This is a genomic window from Alteromonas pelagimontana (assembly GCF_002499975.2).
GTDB classification, from domain to species: domain Bacteria; phylum Pseudomonadota; class Gammaproteobacteria; order Enterobacterales; family Alteromonadaceae; genus Alteromonas; species Alteromonas pelagimontana.
Map to the genome: position 1 here is coordinate 2,126,823 of NZ_CP052766.1, position 15,293 is coordinate 2,142,115.

The window sequence follows — 15,293 nt, forward strand, 5'->3', positions numbered from 1 at the left end:
CATGTTCGACATCCTCATGTATCTATTTGAGAATTTCATTCACAGCGAAACGGAAATCCGTGTTGATCAAGATGAATTGACGGAAGAACTGGTGCGCGCCGGGTTTCATCACGATGAAATCTATAAGGCGCTAGCCTGGCTGGAAAAACTGGCAGCGTTGCAGGAAACGGATATCAAACCTTACTTTTGTAAGGGGTTTAGTTCTACCTTAAGCCGAATTTACACGCATGAAGAACAAATGCGGCTGGATGTCGAATGCCGCGGCTTTCTGATGTTTTTAGAACAGGTGAATGTGCTTGATGCCTCCACTCGTGAAATGGTGATAGACAGAGTAATGGAAATTGACTCCAGTGAATTTTGTCTTGAAGATTTAAAATGGGTAGTGCTAATGGTGCTGTTTAATGTTCCCGGCAAAGAAAATGCCTATGCCCAGATGGAAGATTTGTTATTTGAAGAATCTGACGGCACGCTCCATTAAATGCTTTGTTTTGTTTTTGCTGGTCTAATTTCATGTCGAAAATAGATCATTCGCTTTTTAGTGCTGGCGAGCATGCTCTTGAGCATGCCTTTGGCAACTGCCCTGAATGTAATAACGCATTACATATTCGAAACAGTAAGAGTGGCGCTTTTTTAGGTTGCTCTGCTTATCCTGATTGCCAGTTCAGTAAGCCTCTGCACGATAATCAAATCACTATTCTAAAAGAAATCGATGGCACAGCGTGTCCGATTTGCGGCGCCACAATGGCAATTAAAAAAGGCCGCTATGGAATGTTTATCGGTTGTACGAATTTTCCGGAATGTCATCATATAGAGCCTATTAAACAACAAGAAGATACAAAATTAACCTGTCCAAAGTGCCAGAGTGGCCATCTTCTCGAACGCACTAATAAATACGGCAAGCGTTTTTTCTCCTGCGATCATTATCCACAGTGTCGATATGTGTTAAATTTCCCTCCTGTCGCAGGGCCCTGTCCCAAGTGTGGCTGGGGCTTGTTAATCAGTAAAAAAGGGCAAATCTGTTGCCCGCAACCAATGTGTGATTATCAGCAAGATTAGCTGTCAGAGAGAACGCAATGCAACAATCGTCAACAACACCTAACGATCCTGAACTAGAGGCGTTTAATAGCGGCCAACTTCTGGTGTATCCAACTGAAGCTGTAATGGGAATAGGGTGCGATCCAGATAATCAGGAGGCGGTGTTTAAATTACTGGCACTTAAACAGCGTCCTGTAGAAAAGGGCGTCATTCTTATTGCAGATAACTACTCCCGGCTGCTCAAATATGTTGATGATAATGCCATTGCTCCTGACAAGCGGACGGAGATTTTTTCTAGCTGGCCGGGCGCGGTGACATGGCTTTTGCCCAAATCGCGCTATGCACCAGAGTGGATAACCGGAAAGAGCAATAAAATTGCCGTTCGCGTCACCAATCATCCGGTAGTGAAAGCGTTGTGCGAAAAGTTGGCTAAGCCGCTGGTTTCTACCAGCGCCAATCTATCAGGACAGGCGCCAGCAAAGACGACGGCTGAAGCAAGAAAGTATTTTTATGATAGTGTTTATTATATTGAAGGTAAAGTTGGGGAAAGAGATCGACCAAGCACTATTCGCGATTGTGAAACCGGCAAAATAATTAGGGAATAACAGTGACAACTCACGCAGGCGACCTGATACAAAACACAGAAATAGCCATTGAACAAGTAGAAGCGTTTCTACTTACCTTGCAAGACAATATTTGTCAGACGCTGGAACTGGCCGATAGAAAAGGTCATTTTGAAGAAGATACGTGGCAACGAGAGCAAGGCGGGGGCGGCCGTTCTCGGGTATTAAAAGATGGCGCTGTCATCGAGCAGGGCGGCGTGAATTTTTCGCGAGTGTATGGCGACGCCATGCCTGCATCTGCCACAGCTTCGCGCCCTGAACTTGCAGGACGAAGTTTCCAGGCGATGGGCGTATCTCTTGTCATTCATCCACGCAATCCCTACATTCCCACATCTCACGCAAACGTGCGTTTTTTTGTTGCCGAAAAAGCCGGAGAGCCGCCAATCTGGTGGTTTGGTGGTGGCTTTGATTTAACGCCTTTTTATCCTTTTAAAGAAGATGTTGTGCACTGGCACGAGGTTTCGAAGAAAATTTGTGCACCTTTCGGCGACGACATCTACCCTCGTTATAAAAAATGGTGTGACGACTACTTTTACTTAAAACATCGCAATGAAACTCGTGGCGTAGGCGGCTTGTTTTTCGATGATTTAAATGAACTGGGGTTTGAAAAAAGCTTCGCATTTATGCAGGCGGTGGGGAATGGCTATCTTGATGCGTACATTCCCATTATAGAACGACGCAAAAATACCTCGTATTCAGACCGTGAGCGGGATTTTCAGCTATATCGGCGCGGACGCTATGTGGAGTTCAATTTAGTGTACGACAGAGGCACCTTGTTTGGTCTTCAAACTGGCGGACGAACGGAGTCTATTTTAATGTCAATGCCGCCTCTGGCCAGATGGGAATATTGCTATTCGCCAGCTGAGGGAAGTCCTGAAGCTAAGTTGTCGCAGTGGTTACAACCTCTTGATTGGTAAATACCGCTAGAAATGCTGACGTAGATCAATACCCGGTTAAGTGCTTTCATTCGTCAGTTTTTAGTTTGTTTCAGATCAATGTTTAGTTTCTCGTAGCGCGTACAGTGCGCTTATAAATTAGAAGACGAGAAACCATTATGAAAAAAACTCTGTTAGCAACTTTGCTTTTCACCTCCGTTATCGCGCCAGCAGTGGCGTATCAAAAAGGTGATATCCTTATCCGAGGTGGGGCAACAGCCGTAGTACCAGAAGAATCTACATCTACTATTGTGGCTGGAGGTTCTGATCTGGGTGTAGGACTATCCATCGACAGTAATACCCAACTCGGTCTTAATCTGGCTTATTTTGTTACCGATCAGATAAATATTGAGTTACTGGCTGCTACACCCTTTAAACATGACGTAAATTTTGATGCTCCAGATCCTCTTGGTACCGGCGATAAACTTGGGGAAGTTAAACATCTACCTCCTACCTTAAGCGTAAATTATTATTTTAATTCGCCGGATTCTTATTGGCAGCCTTACGCTGGCGTTGGCATAAACTACACGTTTATTTATGATGAATCTTTTACGGATGCTAATGAAGAGGTGGGTCTTAATAACCTGTCTTTAGATAACTCGCTGGGTCTGGCTGCGCAGGTGGGCGTAGATTATAAAATAGATAGCCATTGGTATGTGAACTCTTCTGTCCGCTGGATTGATATTGATACCGAAGCCTCTTTTGCTCTTAACAACGCAGACGGGAATGTCTCTGATATTTCTATTGATCCATGGGTGTATACCTTAGCGGTGGGTTATGTGTTTTAAGTGAGAAATATTCCAATAGAAAAGCCTGCTGAGAAAGCGGGCTTTCAAGTTTTTTCACTATTGATCATATGATCAGCCAGGCTATCCAAAGTAGAAAGCAATTTATCTGCAAGTGCTATATCTGTCACAGTTTGCATCATAGCTTTACGCATACAATACATCCATTGCGCTTTTAAGTCAGGGGTGACTGCAAAAGGTAAATGTCGAGCGCGCAACCGCGGGTGCCCTTGCAACTGTTGATAGTCGTCAGGACCACCTAACCACATGGTTAAATACAAGAAAAAGATGTGACGAATTCTATCCAAAGGTTTTGGGTGTAATGCCAATAGGTCACTTGCCAGCGGATCGGATTCCATAATATCGTAAAATCGATTGGCAAGTAGCTTGACAGATTCTTCTCCTCCTATAGCCTCATAAGGAGTCGCATTTGATTGCGCTGCCGTGTTATTGCTCAAACGATTCAAGAAGCTAAATAAACTCATGAAAAAATTTGCCGTTTTCGGAAATCCTGTTGCTCACAGTGTATCACCAACTATTCATCAAATGTTCGCAAGGAGCTGTGGCGAAGACATTGACTATATTAAAATTGAAGCGCCACTGGATGGTTTTGCAAAAGCAATCGCAGATTTTTTTGAAGATAAAGATGCGGTAGGTTGCAATGTCACCGTTCCTTTCAAACAGCAGGCTTATGCGTTAGCAACACAACTTAACCAGGAGGCCAGAGCCGCGCAGGCTGTAAATACACTCTACAAGCATCCGGAAGGGAAATTACATGGATATAACACAGATGGAATCGGCTTGGTCGCTGATCTGCTAGCCCATGGCGCACAGCTTAAAGGCCAAAAAGTGCTGTTAATCGGTGCTGGCGGTGCAGCCCGGGGGGTAATTCATCCGCTTCTTGCTGCGGGAGTTTCCACACTGGTTATCACCAATCGAACACAGGAAAGGGCCCAGGAAATTGTAGATAGTTTTCAGCAAGAGCAGTTGGTTAGTCTTACCAATCAGAAACTGGATAAATTTACTCCTGATATCATCATCAACTCAACATCCGCGAGTCTTAATCAACAGCTACCCAGTATTCAAAATGTGAAATTTGAACAATGCCAAATTGCATACGACATGGTCTACGGAAAAGCGCCTACTATTTTTATGGAACATGCTAAACAGCAGGGCAGTTCGCTGGCACTTGATGGTTTAGGCATGTTGGTAGAGCAGGCGGCGGCCGCCTTTACTATTTGGACGGAAAAGAAACCTGAAACTCGCCCGGTTGTTACCGCTTTACGGGAAGCCCTATAATTGCTCGTCATTGTATGTGCAATTACTGCTTATTGTTAAGGTAATCATTTTTCAGCCGTACGTAGTTATCAGCGGATACTGCTAAAAAGGCAAGTTCAGATTCTTTTAAAGGCCTCTTTTTCACCATCGGATTGCCCACATACAAGTAACCACTTTCCAGCCGCTTGTTTGGTGGTACCAGAGTTCCAGCGCCAATAAATACATCATCTTCTACCACAACACCATCCATCACAATGGCTCCCATACCTACTAGAATCCGGTTTCCTAAAATACAACCGTGCAGCATACATTTATGTCCAACGGTAACATCGTCGCCGATGATTAAGGGCAGGCCCTCAGGAAGATCATCTGATGGGCGGGAAACGTGCAAAACTGTGCCATCCTGAATGTTTGTGCGTACTCCAATACGAATGTAGTTAACGTCACCTCTGGCGGCAACCATAGGCCACACACTACTATTTTCACCTATTTCAATATCGCCAATCAGTCTGGATGAATCATCGATGTAACAGGAAGAAGGCACAGAAGGATATTTTCCTTTAAAAGCCTGGAGTGCATCGGTCATTTTCTGGGTCTCGTTATATCGGTTTGGAAACTTTAGGATATAGAGCAAATCCTATCATCTATATTGAAAATATGCTGGTGTCTCTGCTGCTTTACGCGACTAAGTAGCTTATAAACAAAAAATTATATAGAGTGGAATATATTTTCATAAATTTAGACCATGCCATAATCCTCAACCCATTGAACGATATTGAGACAGTCGGAATTCCCATAACTAAGATGATTTTTGATGAAAAGAAGAAAAATTTCCTGCTTTGTAATTGCCTATAATGAGGCTGATCGAATAGCCGCATGTTTGATGCCTTTAGCCGGTTGGGTAGATCAACTGATTGTTCTTGACTCGGGAAGCACTGATGGCACAGCAGAAATTGCTAAACGTTATGCTGACGACGTCTATACCACCGACTGGCCTGGGTTTGCGGCACAACGGACTCGCGCCCTTGAATACTGTAAACATGAATGGGTCTTAAATGTAGATGCGGATGAAGTGGTGTCTGAAGCACTTAAACAAGACATTGATGAAATCTTAAGTAGGCCCACTTTATCTGCCACTTTAATTAACATCCCGTGGAAAACGTATTTGTTCGGCGGAGCACTCAGTCACGGCCGCTATTCAACGCCGCAGGGAAAACTGTTTTTAAAGGAAGGGGCAAAATTTAAAGACAAAAGTGTCCATGAGACGCTGATTATGCCGCACAAAGAAATAGCTACCGTTAAGTCGCCGCTTTATCACTACAGCTGGCGAGATTATTATCACGTTCAGGAAAAGCATCTAAAATACGCGACTTTAGCCGCCGGAGATAAACACAAAAGCGGGAAGCGAATTTCTCTTAGTTTTGCTGTGTTTCGTTTCTTTATGGACTTCACTCAACAGTATATCTTTCGGGCTGGCTTTTTGGATGGAAAGCGTGGATTTCTCATGGCGGTTATACTCGGTCAGTACGCATTTCATAAGTACGCCGGTTTATGGTCGCTGACACAAGAAACTATTAAAGATGATGTTAGGAAATGAATAGTAAACCCGTTAGCGTCTTTGCTGTAACGTTAAATGAAGAGCAATATTTGGCACGCATGCTCGCGTCGGTACAGGAATTCGCTGAAATTATTGTGGTGGATTCCGGCAGCACAGACAGGACGGTAGAGATAGCGAAGCAATTTGGCGCCAAAGTTTACCATAAAGAGTGGATGGGATTCGCTCGACAGAAAGCCTATGCCTTATCACTCTGCCAAAATGAGTGGGCTCTTAACTTGGATGGTGACGAAGTTCTGCCGCCTGAAATGCCAAAACACATTCAGAAGCTGGTGGACGAAGAAAGAGCCGATGCTTACAGGCTTTATTTTGAAGATATTTTTTGGGGTGAGCCAATGGCATCGGGTTCTGCCAAACGTTCCATTGTACGGCTATATCGTAAAAGCGATGTTTCCTTCCCGCTAAATCGCTTAGTTCATGAGAATGTAAAGTTATCGGCAGATTGTAAACAAGGACGCGTGCCAGGAAGCGTCATCCATTTCGGTTATCCTTCAGTGGACGTACTGATGGCGAAACAAAACAAATACTCGTCGCTGAAAGCGCTTGAAAAGTTCCAAGCTGGGAAGAAGCCTTCGCTATTAAAGCTTGTTGCAGTGTTTCCTTTGATGTTTATCAAAGCTTACTTTATCAAGCAAATGTTCTTGTCTGGGCGACGAGGGTTAGTGAAAGCAGTTATTGAAGCCATGTATGGCTTTTTAAAAGAAGCGAAGTTACATGAACACTATTTTACCGATCGGTTAAAGTAGATAGATAAAAGTAAGACGTCATAACTAGGAGCTACTGCACATCTTCTTGATTAGCGGTTCAGTTTCATTGTGGTAGGCAATAAGCTTTTCCTGCATTTCGTCTTCATTATTTGCTTCTGCAACTGCTACCCACGATATAGATGCAAGAGGTACATCAGCAATTTTTACAAATCTATCAGAGTCTCATAACGTTTTACTGGCGGAAAATGCCGATGCCTTATCCTAATATTAGTGCTTTTAGCCCGAAAATTAATCTGAATGGTTGTTATCTAAACAGTTGATTCATAATTCTGTCATTTTGTTATAAAAGCCGTTGACTCTAAAGTTTATGTCTGTAGAATGCGCATCCGCTTCGGCAGGAAAGTCAAAACAACGACGGCCCTGATGGCTGGTAAAGCCAGTGCTGATGCGGGTTTCAGCTTCAACCGGCGATGAAAGAAATTTCAAAAAAAGGTTGACGCCAGAAACGAAAAGCGTAGAATGCGCGCCTCGCTTCAGGGGGTTGTAAGACACATCACTGAAGCCGTTTTGAGTGACACGCTCTGAAATAAAAAATTTCAAAAAGTGTTGACACGAAAAACGAATCGCGTAGAATGCGCCTCCCGCTTGAGAGGAAACAATCAAGCCGCACCGACAAGCAATGGCTTAGGTGCCGCAAATTACGCAGTAATTTGCACGCTCTTTAACAATTTATAACAAGACAATCTGTGTGGGCACTCGTTAAGAGTGTCACAACGACAATTCATATTTCGATATATTTAATTGAAGAGTTTGATCATGGCTCAGATTGAACGCTGGCGGCAGGCCTAACACATGCAAGTCGAACGGTAGCAGGATGTGCTTGCACATCGCTGACGAGTGGCGGACGGGTGAGTAATGCTTGGGAACTTGCCTTTTGGAGGGGGATAACAGTTGGAAACGACTGCTAATACCGCATAATGTCTACGGACCAAAGGGGGCGCTTGCGCTCTTACCAAAAGAGAGGCCCAAGTGAGATTAGCTAGTAGGTGAGGTAAGAGCTCACCTAGGCGACGATCTCTAGCTGTTCTGAGAGGAAGATCAGCCACACTGGGACTGAGACACGGCCCAGACTCCTACGGGAGGCAGCAGTGGGGAATATTGCACAATGGGGGCAACCCTGATGCAGCCATGCCGCGTGTGTGAAGAAGGCCTTCGGGTTGTAAAGCACTTTCAGTTGTGAGGAAGGGTTGATGGTTAATACCCATCAGCATTGACGTTAGCAACAGAAGAAGCACCGGCTAACTCCGTGCCAGCAGCCGCGGTAATACGGAGGGTGCGAGCGTTAATCGGAATTACTGGGCGTAAAGCGCACGCAGGCGGTTTGTTAAGCTAGATGTGAAAGCCCCGGGCTCAACCTGGGACGGTCATTTAGAACTGGCAGACTAGAGTCTTGGAGAGGGGAGTGGAATTCCAGGTGTAGCGGTGAAATGCGTAGATATCTGGAGGAACATCAGTGGCGAAGGCGACTCCCTGGCCAAAGACTGACGCTCATGTGCGAAAGTGTGGGTAGCGAACAGGATTAGATACCCTGGTAGTCCACACCGTAAACGCTGTCTACTAGCTGTTTGTGAATTTAATTTGTAAGTAGCGAAGCTAACGCGATAAGTAGACCGCCTGGGGAGTACGGCCGCAAGGTTAAAACTCAAATGAATTGACGGGGGCCCGCACAAGCGGTGGAGCATGTGGTTTAATTCGATGCAACGCGAAGAACCTTACCTACACTTGACATGCTGAGAACTTTCCAGAGATGGATTGGTGCCTTCGGGAACTCAGACACAGGTGCTGCATGGCTGTCGTCAGCTCGTGTCGTGAGATGTTGGGTTAAGTCCCGCAACGAGCGCAACCCTTGTCCTTAGTTGCCAGCATTTGGTTGGGCACTCTAAGGAGACTGCCGGTGACAAACCGGAGGAAGGTGGGGACGACGTCAAGTCATCATGGCCCTTACGTGTAGGGCTACACACGTGCTACAATGGCAAGTACAGAGGGAAGCGAGACAGTGATGTGGAGCGGACCCCTTAAAGCTTGTCGTAGTCCGGATTGGAGTCTGCAACTCGACTCCATGAAGTCGGAATCGCTAGTAATCGCAAATCAGAATGTTGCGGTGAATACGTTCCCGGGCCTTGTACACACCGCCCGTCACACCATGGGAGTGGGATGCAAAAGAAGTAGTTAGTCTAACCTTCGTCGTTTCACGATGAGGGAGGACGATTACCACTTTGTGTTTCATGACTGGGGTGAAGTCGTAACAAGGTAACCCTAGGGGAACCTGGGGTTGGATCACCTCCTTACCAAAAGTCGACGCGACATTTTTGATGCAGTGCCTACACAGATTGTTTTGTTATTGCGATTTCGATCGCAAGAACAAAATCTTGTTCTTTAACAATTTGGAAAGCTGATATTAGTAATCAATCTAAGAAAGAGTAACTGATTGAATATTAGGCGTCGTAAGACGCATGATGTTCTCTCACAGTAGCTACTCTATCTGACAAATGATTAGACTTGTCATGCATACAACAGAGATTCAATTTTCACCTGAGCCCGGATAAAAAGGCGGGTCAAGGCCGCTGTTGCCACCCTTTCACGAACATTCGCTGTTCAAAAGTGGTAACAGTAAAAGAACATTTTCTGGTATCAACCTGGTTGATAAGAGGAAATGGGCAACGATTTGGTTTCTAGGCAAGCGAGCTTGACGAACGAAGGCAGGAGCATACATATAGTATGTGACTAATTGAGTGAGGAAAAGGCGCGCAGGTTAGGAAGCAAAGCAGCAGGCCATTTAGGGTTGTATGGTTAAGTGACAAAGCGTATACGGTGGATGCCTTGGCAGTTAGAGGCGATGAAGGACGTGTAAGTCTGCGAAAAGCTGTGGTGAGCTGACAAAAAGCATTTGAGCCACAGATGTCCGAATGGGGAAACCCACACATTTATGTGTATCATTAACTGAATACATAGGTTAATGAGGCGAACGTAGGGAACTGAAACATCTAAGTACCTATAGGAAAAGAAATCAACCGAGATTCCCTTAGTAGCGGCGAGCGAACGGGGAGTAGCCCTTAAGTTATATTGGTGTTAGTGGAAGGCTCTGGAAAGTGCCACGATACTGGGTGATAGTCCCGTACATGACAATGCCATTATAGTGAAAACGAGTAGGTCGGGACACGTGTTATCCTGACTGAATATGGGGGGACCATCCTCCAAGGCTAAATACTCCTAACTGACCGATAGTGAACCAGTACCGTGAGGGAAAGGCGAAAAGAACCCCTGTGAGGGGAGTGAAATAGAACCTGAAACCGTATACGTACAAGCAGTGGGAGCCCCATCACTAAGTGCCTTTAGTGAGAGGCTTCACCAAGAGCTTGTTGTTTGACAGCGAGTAACATTGGCCTGCGCAAGCAGCCAATGGTCAACCGCGCCAATCAAGCAGCAGGGTACTTAGTGATGGGGTGACTGCGTACCTTTTGTATAATGGGTCAGCGACTTATATTTAGTAGCAAGGTTAAGTGAATAACGGAGCCGTAGCGAAAGCGAGTGTTAACTGCGCGTTGAGTTGCTAGGTATAGACCCGAAACCCGGTGATCTAGCCATGGGCAGGTTGAAGGTTGAGTAACATCAACTGGAGGACCGAACCCACTAACGTTGAAAAGTTAGGGGATGACTTGTGGCTGGGGGTGAAAGGCCAATCAAACCGGGAGATAGCTGGTTCTCCCCGAAATCTATTTAGGTAGAGCCTCGGACGAACACCATTGGGGGTAGAGCACTGTTAAGGCTAGGGGGTCATCCCGACTTACCAACCCTTTGCAAACTCCGAATACCGATGAGTGCTATCCGGGAGACACACGGCGGGTGCTAACGTCCGTCGTGAAGAGGGAAACAACCCAGACCGCCAGCTAAGGTCCCAAAATATTGCTAAGTGGGAAACGATGTGGGAAGGCTAAGACAGCTAGGAGGTTGGCTTAGAAGCAGCCACCCTTTAAAGAAAGCGTAATAGCTCACTAGTCGAGTCGGCCTGCGCGGAAGATGTAACGGGGCTAAGCAATATACCGAAGCTGCGGATTTGAACTTAGGTTCAAGTGGTAGGGGAGCGTTGTGTAAGTGGTTGAAGCTCAATTGAGAAGTTGGGTGGACATATCACAAGTGCGAATGCTGACATGAGTAACGATAATGGGGGTGAAAAACCCCCACGCCGGAAGACCAAGGTTTCCTGTCCCATGCTAATCAGGGCAGGGTAAGTCGGCCCCTAAGGCGAGGCAGAAATGCGTAGTCGATGGGAAACGGATTAATATTTCCGTACTTGTATAATCAGTGATGGGAGGACGGAGAAGGCTAGGCAAGCCTGGCGTTGGTAGTCCAGGTGAAAGTGCGTAGGCTGAGTGTTTAGGTAAATCCGGACACTTAAGGTCGAGACACGAGACGAGCCACTACGGTGGTGAAGTTGTTGATGCCCTGCTTCCAGGAAAAGTCTCTAAGCTTATGATTATGCGAACCGTACCCCAAACCGACACAGGTGGTCAGGTAGAGAATACTAAGGCGCTTGAGAGAACTCGGGTGAAGGAACTCGGCAAAATTGTACCGTAACTTCGGGAGAAGGTACGCCTCTGTGTGTGACAGGACTTGCTCCTTAAGCGCATGGAGGCCGCAGTGACCAGGTGGCTGGGACTGTTTATTAAAAACACAGCACTGTGCAAAATCGAAAGATGACGTATACGGTGTGACACCTGCCCGGTGCCGGAAGGTTAATTGATGGGGTTATCTTCGGAGAAGCTCTTGATCGAAGCCCCGGTAAACGGCGGCCGTAACTATAACGGTCCTAAGGTAGCGAAATTCCTTGTCGGGTAAGTTCCGACCTGCACGAATGGTGTAACCATGGCCACGCTGTCTCCACCCGAGACTCAGTGAAATTGAAATCGCAGTGAAGATGCTGTGTACCCGCACCTAGACGGAAAGACCCCGTGAACCTTTACTATAGCTTGGCACTGAACATTGAACCTACATGTGTAGGATAGGTGGGAGGCTTTGAAGCATTGTCGCCAGATGATGTGGAGCCATCCTTGAAATACCACCCTTGTATGTTTGATGTTCTAACATAGGTCCCTAATCGGGATTATGGACAGTGTCTGGTGGGTAGTTTGACTGGGGCGGTCTCCTCCCAAATCGTAACGGAGGAGCACGAAGGTTAGCTAATCACGGTCGGACATCGTGAGGTTAGTGCAATGGCATAAGCTAGCTTAACTGCGAGACAGACACGTCGAGCAGGTACGAAAGTAGGTCATAGTGATCCGGTGGTTCTGTATGGAAGGGCCATCGCTCAACGGATAAAAGGTACTCCGGGGATAACAGGCTGATACCGCCCAAGAGTTCATATCGACGGCGGTGTTTGGCACCTCGATGTCGGCTCATCACATCCTGGGGCTGAAGTCGGTCCCAAGGGTATGGCTGTTCGCCATTTAAAGTGGTACGCGAGCTGGGTTTAGAACGTCGTGAGACAGTTCGGTCCCTATCTGGTGTGGGCGTTGGATGATTGAGGGGAGCTGCTCCTAGTACGAGAGGACCGGAGTGGACGAACCGCTGGTGTTCGGGTTGTCATGCCAATGGCATTGCCCGGTAGCTACGTTCGGAATCGATAACCGCTGAAAGCATCTAAGCGGGAAGCGAGCCCCAAGATGAGTCATCCCTGACCTTTAAGGTCTGGAAGGGTTGTTATAGACTATGACGTTGATAGGCAGGATGTGGAAGTGTTGTAAGGCATTAAGCTAACCTGTACTAATTGCCCGAGAGGCTTAACCATACAACGCCTAAATGGCTTCGAGAGAAGACCGGTGTTGTGTGTGAATGACAAACCTAATCAAGTCAAAAGAGTAGCGAAGACTCTGACTTAGACACTAATATTATGCTTTCCAGCATTGTTAAGACCAATTAAGAATTTATGTAAGGGTGATGCTCATACTTGAAAGAGTAGTGAAATCTTCCTTACGCAATAAGACAACGTCTTATTGCAACGAGTTTTTGCCTGGCGACAATAGCGACGTGGCACCACCTGAATCCATTTCGAACTCAGAAGTGAAACACGTTAGCGGCGATGGTAGTGTGGGGTCTCCCCATGTGAGAGTAGCACATCGCCAGGCTCCCATTCGAAGAAAGGGCTATCCGCAAGGGTAGCCCTTTTTTTATGTTGATAAGTTCTCGGCAGGCGTGCCATCGCCAATGACCGGACGTACTGTGTGTCCTGCTTGCGCAACAGCCACACTAATACCAATCCGCGTTAAATTTTTGCCCACTACCTCTCGGCTTCTTGAGCACATTTTCATTATATCAACCAAACCAACAACTGCTTACATGAGCCCAGCTTCTCGTACACATCTTTATCACATGAGCGCTGTCGCTGATAAAGTCATTCCAGGCCTTGCTGCATACATCAATAATGTCATCGTATCCTTAAAGCATCAGTTTCGCTAAATGATGCTGACGAAGCCAACGCCATACTTGCTCTATAGTTGCTGAGTTCTGGTGAATAGGGATGAATTTTCATTACCATCAAATGCTGAATTCTTTAGCAATATCATTGGTGTGCCATAGCGCACCCTTCCTAACGATTGCATGTAGGCCTGGTTTTATTTTTTGATATCAGCTCCAGATGTTGGCGCATAATATCTTTGCTTACGTAGGGAGTGAATAATGCTTCCGTTTCACCAGTTGCGGGACAGACTGCACCAAATAAATGGGCGTATTCAAATTGCTGTTGCCGCAAGGCCCGCGGTCGTAAGCCTCTTCTTGCCCATAAATACGTCGCGGCATTATGCTGGCCTATACGAGCTTCATTCTGACGCTACACTCAGCACAGGACAATCACTTTGAGGCACAATAGAATTGCCAGTAACTGACTTCCTTGAAAAGAATTCCGTTGATTGCAACTCGCGGTAAATAATACAAATAGATGGGAGTAATTTGGCCATTAAAAAAATTCCACAACGTCGCCTGAAGCTTATTTGCTGATGTCTCAGTGACTTAACCTTACTTTTACTAGGGAATAAATTTTGCGTATATAACTACTCCTCTCTGACCCAAAAGGAATAAATTCGATGTCTGTAAAGCTATTTGATAGTAAGGGGACTCCCCTAGAGCGGCAAAAGTTTACATGGCAGGAGTTAACGCCGAAGCCCTTAAGTAAATTAGACGATGACGCGTACACCCGTGTAAGAGTTATTTTAATGAATGGAATCGAGCAGCAAGTTAATCGTTTCCAGCACATGTGCGGCCAGTTCAACGGCGCGCTCCGTCTTCCGTTAGCGCAAATTCGACGGGTAGAGCACCATCAGCAAACAATGATCAACTGGCTTCTTGGCTCGGATCACTCACCACTGGAAACGACCATTGGTTACGAACAAGTCGCAATTGAAGTAACTGCAGCAATAGCCCAGCAAGAACCCGACAGCTATCTTGCACAAACCTACCGTTTTGGTCTGCTGGAAGATTTTGACCACATGTACCGCTATTCCGCACTGATGGACAGAGTTGAAGGAAAAGACGCCAATAACCTATTGCAAAGCTACACTGATGTGATGCCTGGGCGCTCTACAATATTTCATCATCGCGCACCTGAAGACGATGTTCGCGATCACTATGACCACAAAGCTGCGTCACCGATTTCTAAATTAAATGCCTTAACCGTCTTTTCGGGTGAATATCAAACCCGCGATTACTATATGAACATTGGCCCTACCTTTAGCGACCCTGTGGCACGAGCGCTATACGCAGAAATTGCGTCAGTAGAGGAGCAGCATGTAACGCAATACGGTTCTATCATCGACCCTGATGAAACTTGGTTAGAGAAATGGCTGCTGTATGAAGCAAACGAAGTGTACAACTATTACAGCTGTGTAGAATCCGAAACTAATCCACGGATTAAAGCAATTTGGGAAAGATTTTTGGATTACGAGCTCGGGCACTTAAACATAGTGACAGAACTCTTTAAAAAATATGAAAGACGTGATCCGGCTGAAATTCTACCCAAAGCAATGCCCGATCCCATTGCTTACCAGAGCCAGCGCGAATTCGTGCGTAAAGTACTGAGCCAAGAAGTAGATCTTAGAGCAAAAGGCCCTGAGTATGTGCCTAAGGAGCAGGAAGGCATGGCGTCGCAACAGTATCGGGATCAGCTTAACTCAACCGGTTCGCCTTCGGAATCTGTGGCCGCGAACTACCGTTGGCATCCAGGTACCGAGCTGGCTAATAAAGCCCAAAAATCCAACTAAGGCTTA

General features: G+C 46.1%; 13 protein-coding genes and 3 rRNA genes. 12 read left to right on the plus strand and 4 right to left on the minus strand.

Annotated features, from left to right (window positions below; genetic code table 11):
• Window position 1: 1 nt before the first annotated feature.
• From CA267_RS09500 to CA267_RS09520, 5 genes are all read left to right on the plus strand, one after another.
• Window positions 2-478, plus strand: coding sequence for a DUF494 family protein (locus CA267_RS09500; protein WP_075607705.1), 477 nt, complete (start codon window positions 2-4; stop codon window positions 476-478).
• A 32-nt stretch (window positions 479-510) separates the two neighbouring features.
• Complete coding sequence (locus tag CA267_RS09505) at window positions 511-1,056, plus strand: DNA topoisomerase family protein (protein ID WP_075607704.1); 546 nt, start codon at window positions 511-513, stop codon at window positions 1,054-1,056.
• A gap of 17 nt (window positions 1,057-1,073) precedes the next feature.
• Window positions 1,074-1,640 (plus strand): Sua5/YciO/YrdC/YwlC family protein, encoded by a 567-nt coding sequence (locus tag CA267_RS09510; RefSeq protein ID WP_075607703.1) that lies wholly within the window; start codon window positions 1,074-1,076, stop codon window positions 1,638-1,640.
• Between the two features lie 2 nt (window positions 1,641-1,642).
• Window positions 1,643-2,575 carry an oxygen-dependent coproporphyrinogen oxidase gene (hemF, locus tag CA267_RS09515; protein ID WP_075607702.1) on the plus strand — a complete coding sequence of 311 codons (933 nt, stop codon included), beginning with the start codon at window positions 1,643-1,645 and terminating at the stop codon, window positions 2,573-2,575.
• Window positions 2,576-2,712: 137 nt separating this feature from the next.
• On the plus strand, window positions 2,713-3,381 hold the full coding sequence (locus CA267_RS09520; RefSeq protein WP_075607701.1) for an OmpW/AlkL family protein: 669 nt from the start codon (window positions 2,713-2,715) through the stop codon (window positions 3,379-3,381).
• 44 nt (window positions 3,382-3,425) lie between these two features.
• On the opposite strand, the gene CA267_RS09525 is transcribed toward CA267_RS09520, so the two are convergent.
• Window positions 3,426-3,863: a group II truncated hemoglobin gene (locus CA267_RS09525; RefSeq protein ID WP_075607700.1), complete on the minus strand. Its 438-nt coding sequence runs from the start codon at window positions 3,861-3,863 to the stop codon at window positions 3,426-3,428.
• On the opposite strand from CA267_RS09525, the gene aroE reads away from it, so the two are divergent.
• A complete protein-coding gene (gene aroE, locus CA267_RS09530; RefSeq protein ID WP_075607699.1) occupies window positions 3,862-4,677 on the plus strand; it encodes a shikimate dehydrogenase in 816 nt (271 codons plus the stop codon). The genes CA267_RS09525 and aroE overlap by 2 nt on opposite strands.
• 22 nt (window positions 4,678-4,699) lie before the next feature.
• On the opposite strand, the gene CA267_RS09535 is transcribed toward aroE, so the two are convergent.
• Complete coding sequence (locus CA267_RS09535; RefSeq protein WP_075607698.1) at window positions 4,700-5,242, minus strand: gamma carbonic anhydrase family protein; 543 nt, start codon at window positions 5,240-5,242, stop codon at window positions 4,700-4,702.
• Between the two features lie 228 nt (window positions 5,243-5,470).
• Between CA267_RS09535 and CA267_RS09540 the strand changes: the two genes are divergently transcribed.
• Together CA267_RS09540 and CA267_RS09545 are read left to right on the plus strand one after the other, a co-directional pair.
• The gene (locus CA267_RS09540; RefSeq protein ID WP_075607697.1) at window positions 5,471-6,253 is read left to right on the plus strand and encodes a glycosyltransferase family 2 protein; all 783 of its coding nucleotides are present in this window, start codon (window positions 5,471-5,473) and stop codon (window positions 6,251-6,253) included.
• On the plus strand, window positions 6,250-7,017 hold the full coding sequence (locus tag CA267_RS09545; RefSeq protein ID WP_075607696.1) for a glycosyltransferase family 2 protein: 768 nt from the start codon (window positions 6,250-6,252) through the stop codon (window positions 7,015-7,017). Before CA267_RS09540 ends, CA267_RS09545 begins: the two co-directional genes overlap by 4 nt.
• A gap of 282 nt (window positions 7,018-7,299) precedes the next feature.
• On the opposite strand, the gene CA267_RS09550 is transcribed toward CA267_RS09545, so the two are convergent.
• Window positions 7,300-7,530 carry a hypothetical protein gene (locus CA267_RS09550; protein ID WP_139316214.1) on the minus strand — a complete coding sequence of 77 codons (231 nt, stop codon included), beginning with the start codon at window positions 7,528-7,530 and terminating at the stop codon, window positions 7,300-7,302.
• Between the two features lie 246 nt (window positions 7,531-7,776).
• Between CA267_RS09550 and CA267_RS09555 the strand changes: the two genes are divergently transcribed.
• From CA267_RS09555 to rrf, 3 genes are all read left to right on the plus strand, one after another.
• Window positions 7,777-9,326 (plus strand): 16S ribosomal RNA (locus CA267_RS09555).
• 500 nt (window positions 9,327-9,826) lie between these two features.
• A 23S ribosomal RNA gene (locus tag CA267_RS09560) occupies window positions 9,827-12,823 on the plus strand.
• 221 nt (window positions 12,824-13,044) lie between these two features.
• Window positions 13,045-13,160: ribosomal RNA gene (rrf, locus tag CA267_RS09565) — 5S ribosomal RNA — on the plus strand.
• The 16S, 23S and 5S rRNA genes sit together here, the layout of an rRNA operon.
• 42 nt (window positions 13,161-13,202) lie before the next feature.
• On the opposite strand, the gene CA267_RS09570 is transcribed toward rrf, so the two are convergent.
• Window positions 13,203-13,343, minus strand: a complete 141-nt coding sequence (locus tag CA267_RS09570) for a hypothetical protein (protein ID WP_170669045.1) — start codon at window positions 13,341-13,343, stop codon at window positions 13,203-13,205.
• Between the two features lie 771 nt (window positions 13,344-14,114).
• Here CA267_RS09570 and CA267_RS09575 point away from each other — a divergent pair.
• On the plus strand, window positions 14,115-15,287 hold the full coding sequence (locus CA267_RS09575) for a hypothetical protein (RefSeq protein WP_075607694.1): 1,173 nt from the start codon (window positions 14,115-14,117) through the stop codon (window positions 15,285-15,287).
• Window positions 15,288-15,293 lie beyond the last annotated feature (6 nt).

Coding starts and splice junctions, on each gene's coding strand:
- CA267_RS09500 (WP_075607705.1), top strand. CDS start 2: ATGTTCGACATCCTCATGTATCTATTTGAGAATTTCATTCACAGCGAA.
- CA267_RS09505 (WP_075607704.1), top strand. CDS start 511: ATGTCGAAAATAGATCATTCGCTTTTTAGTGCTGGCGAGCATGCTCTT.
- CA267_RS09510 (WP_075607703.1), top strand. CDS start 1,074: ATGCAACAATCGTCAACAACACCTAACGATCCTGAACTAGAGGCGTTT.
- CA267_RS09520 (WP_075607701.1), top strand. CDS start 2,713: ATGAAAAAAACTCTGTTAGCAACTTTGCTTTTCACCTCCGTTATCGCG.
- aroE (WP_075607699.1), top strand. CDS start 3,862: ATGAAAAAATTTGCCGTTTTCGGAAATCCTGTTGCTCACAGTGTATCA.
- CA267_RS09525 (WP_075607700.1), bottom strand. CDS start 3,863: ATGAGTTTATTTAGCTTCTTGAATCGTTTGAGCAATAACACGGCAGCG.
- CA267_RS09535 (WP_075607698.1), bottom strand. CDS start 5,242: ATGACCGATGCACTCCAGGCTTTTAAAGGAAAATATCCTTCTGTGCCT.
- CA267_RS09540 (WP_075607697.1), top strand. CDS start 5,471: ATGAAAAGAAGAAAAATTTCCTGCTTTGTAATTGCCTATAATGAGGCT.
- CA267_RS09545 (WP_075607696.1), top strand. CDS start 6,250: ATGAATAGTAAACCCGTTAGCGTCTTTGCTGTAACGTTAAATGAAGAG.
- CA267_RS09570 (WP_170669045.1), bottom strand. CDS start 13,343: ATGAAAATGTGCTCAAGAAGCCGAGAGGTAGTGGGCAAAAATTTAACG.
- CA267_RS09575 (WP_075607694.1), top strand. CDS start 14,115: ATGTCTGTAAAGCTATTTGATAGTAAGGGGACTCCCCTAGAGCGGCAA.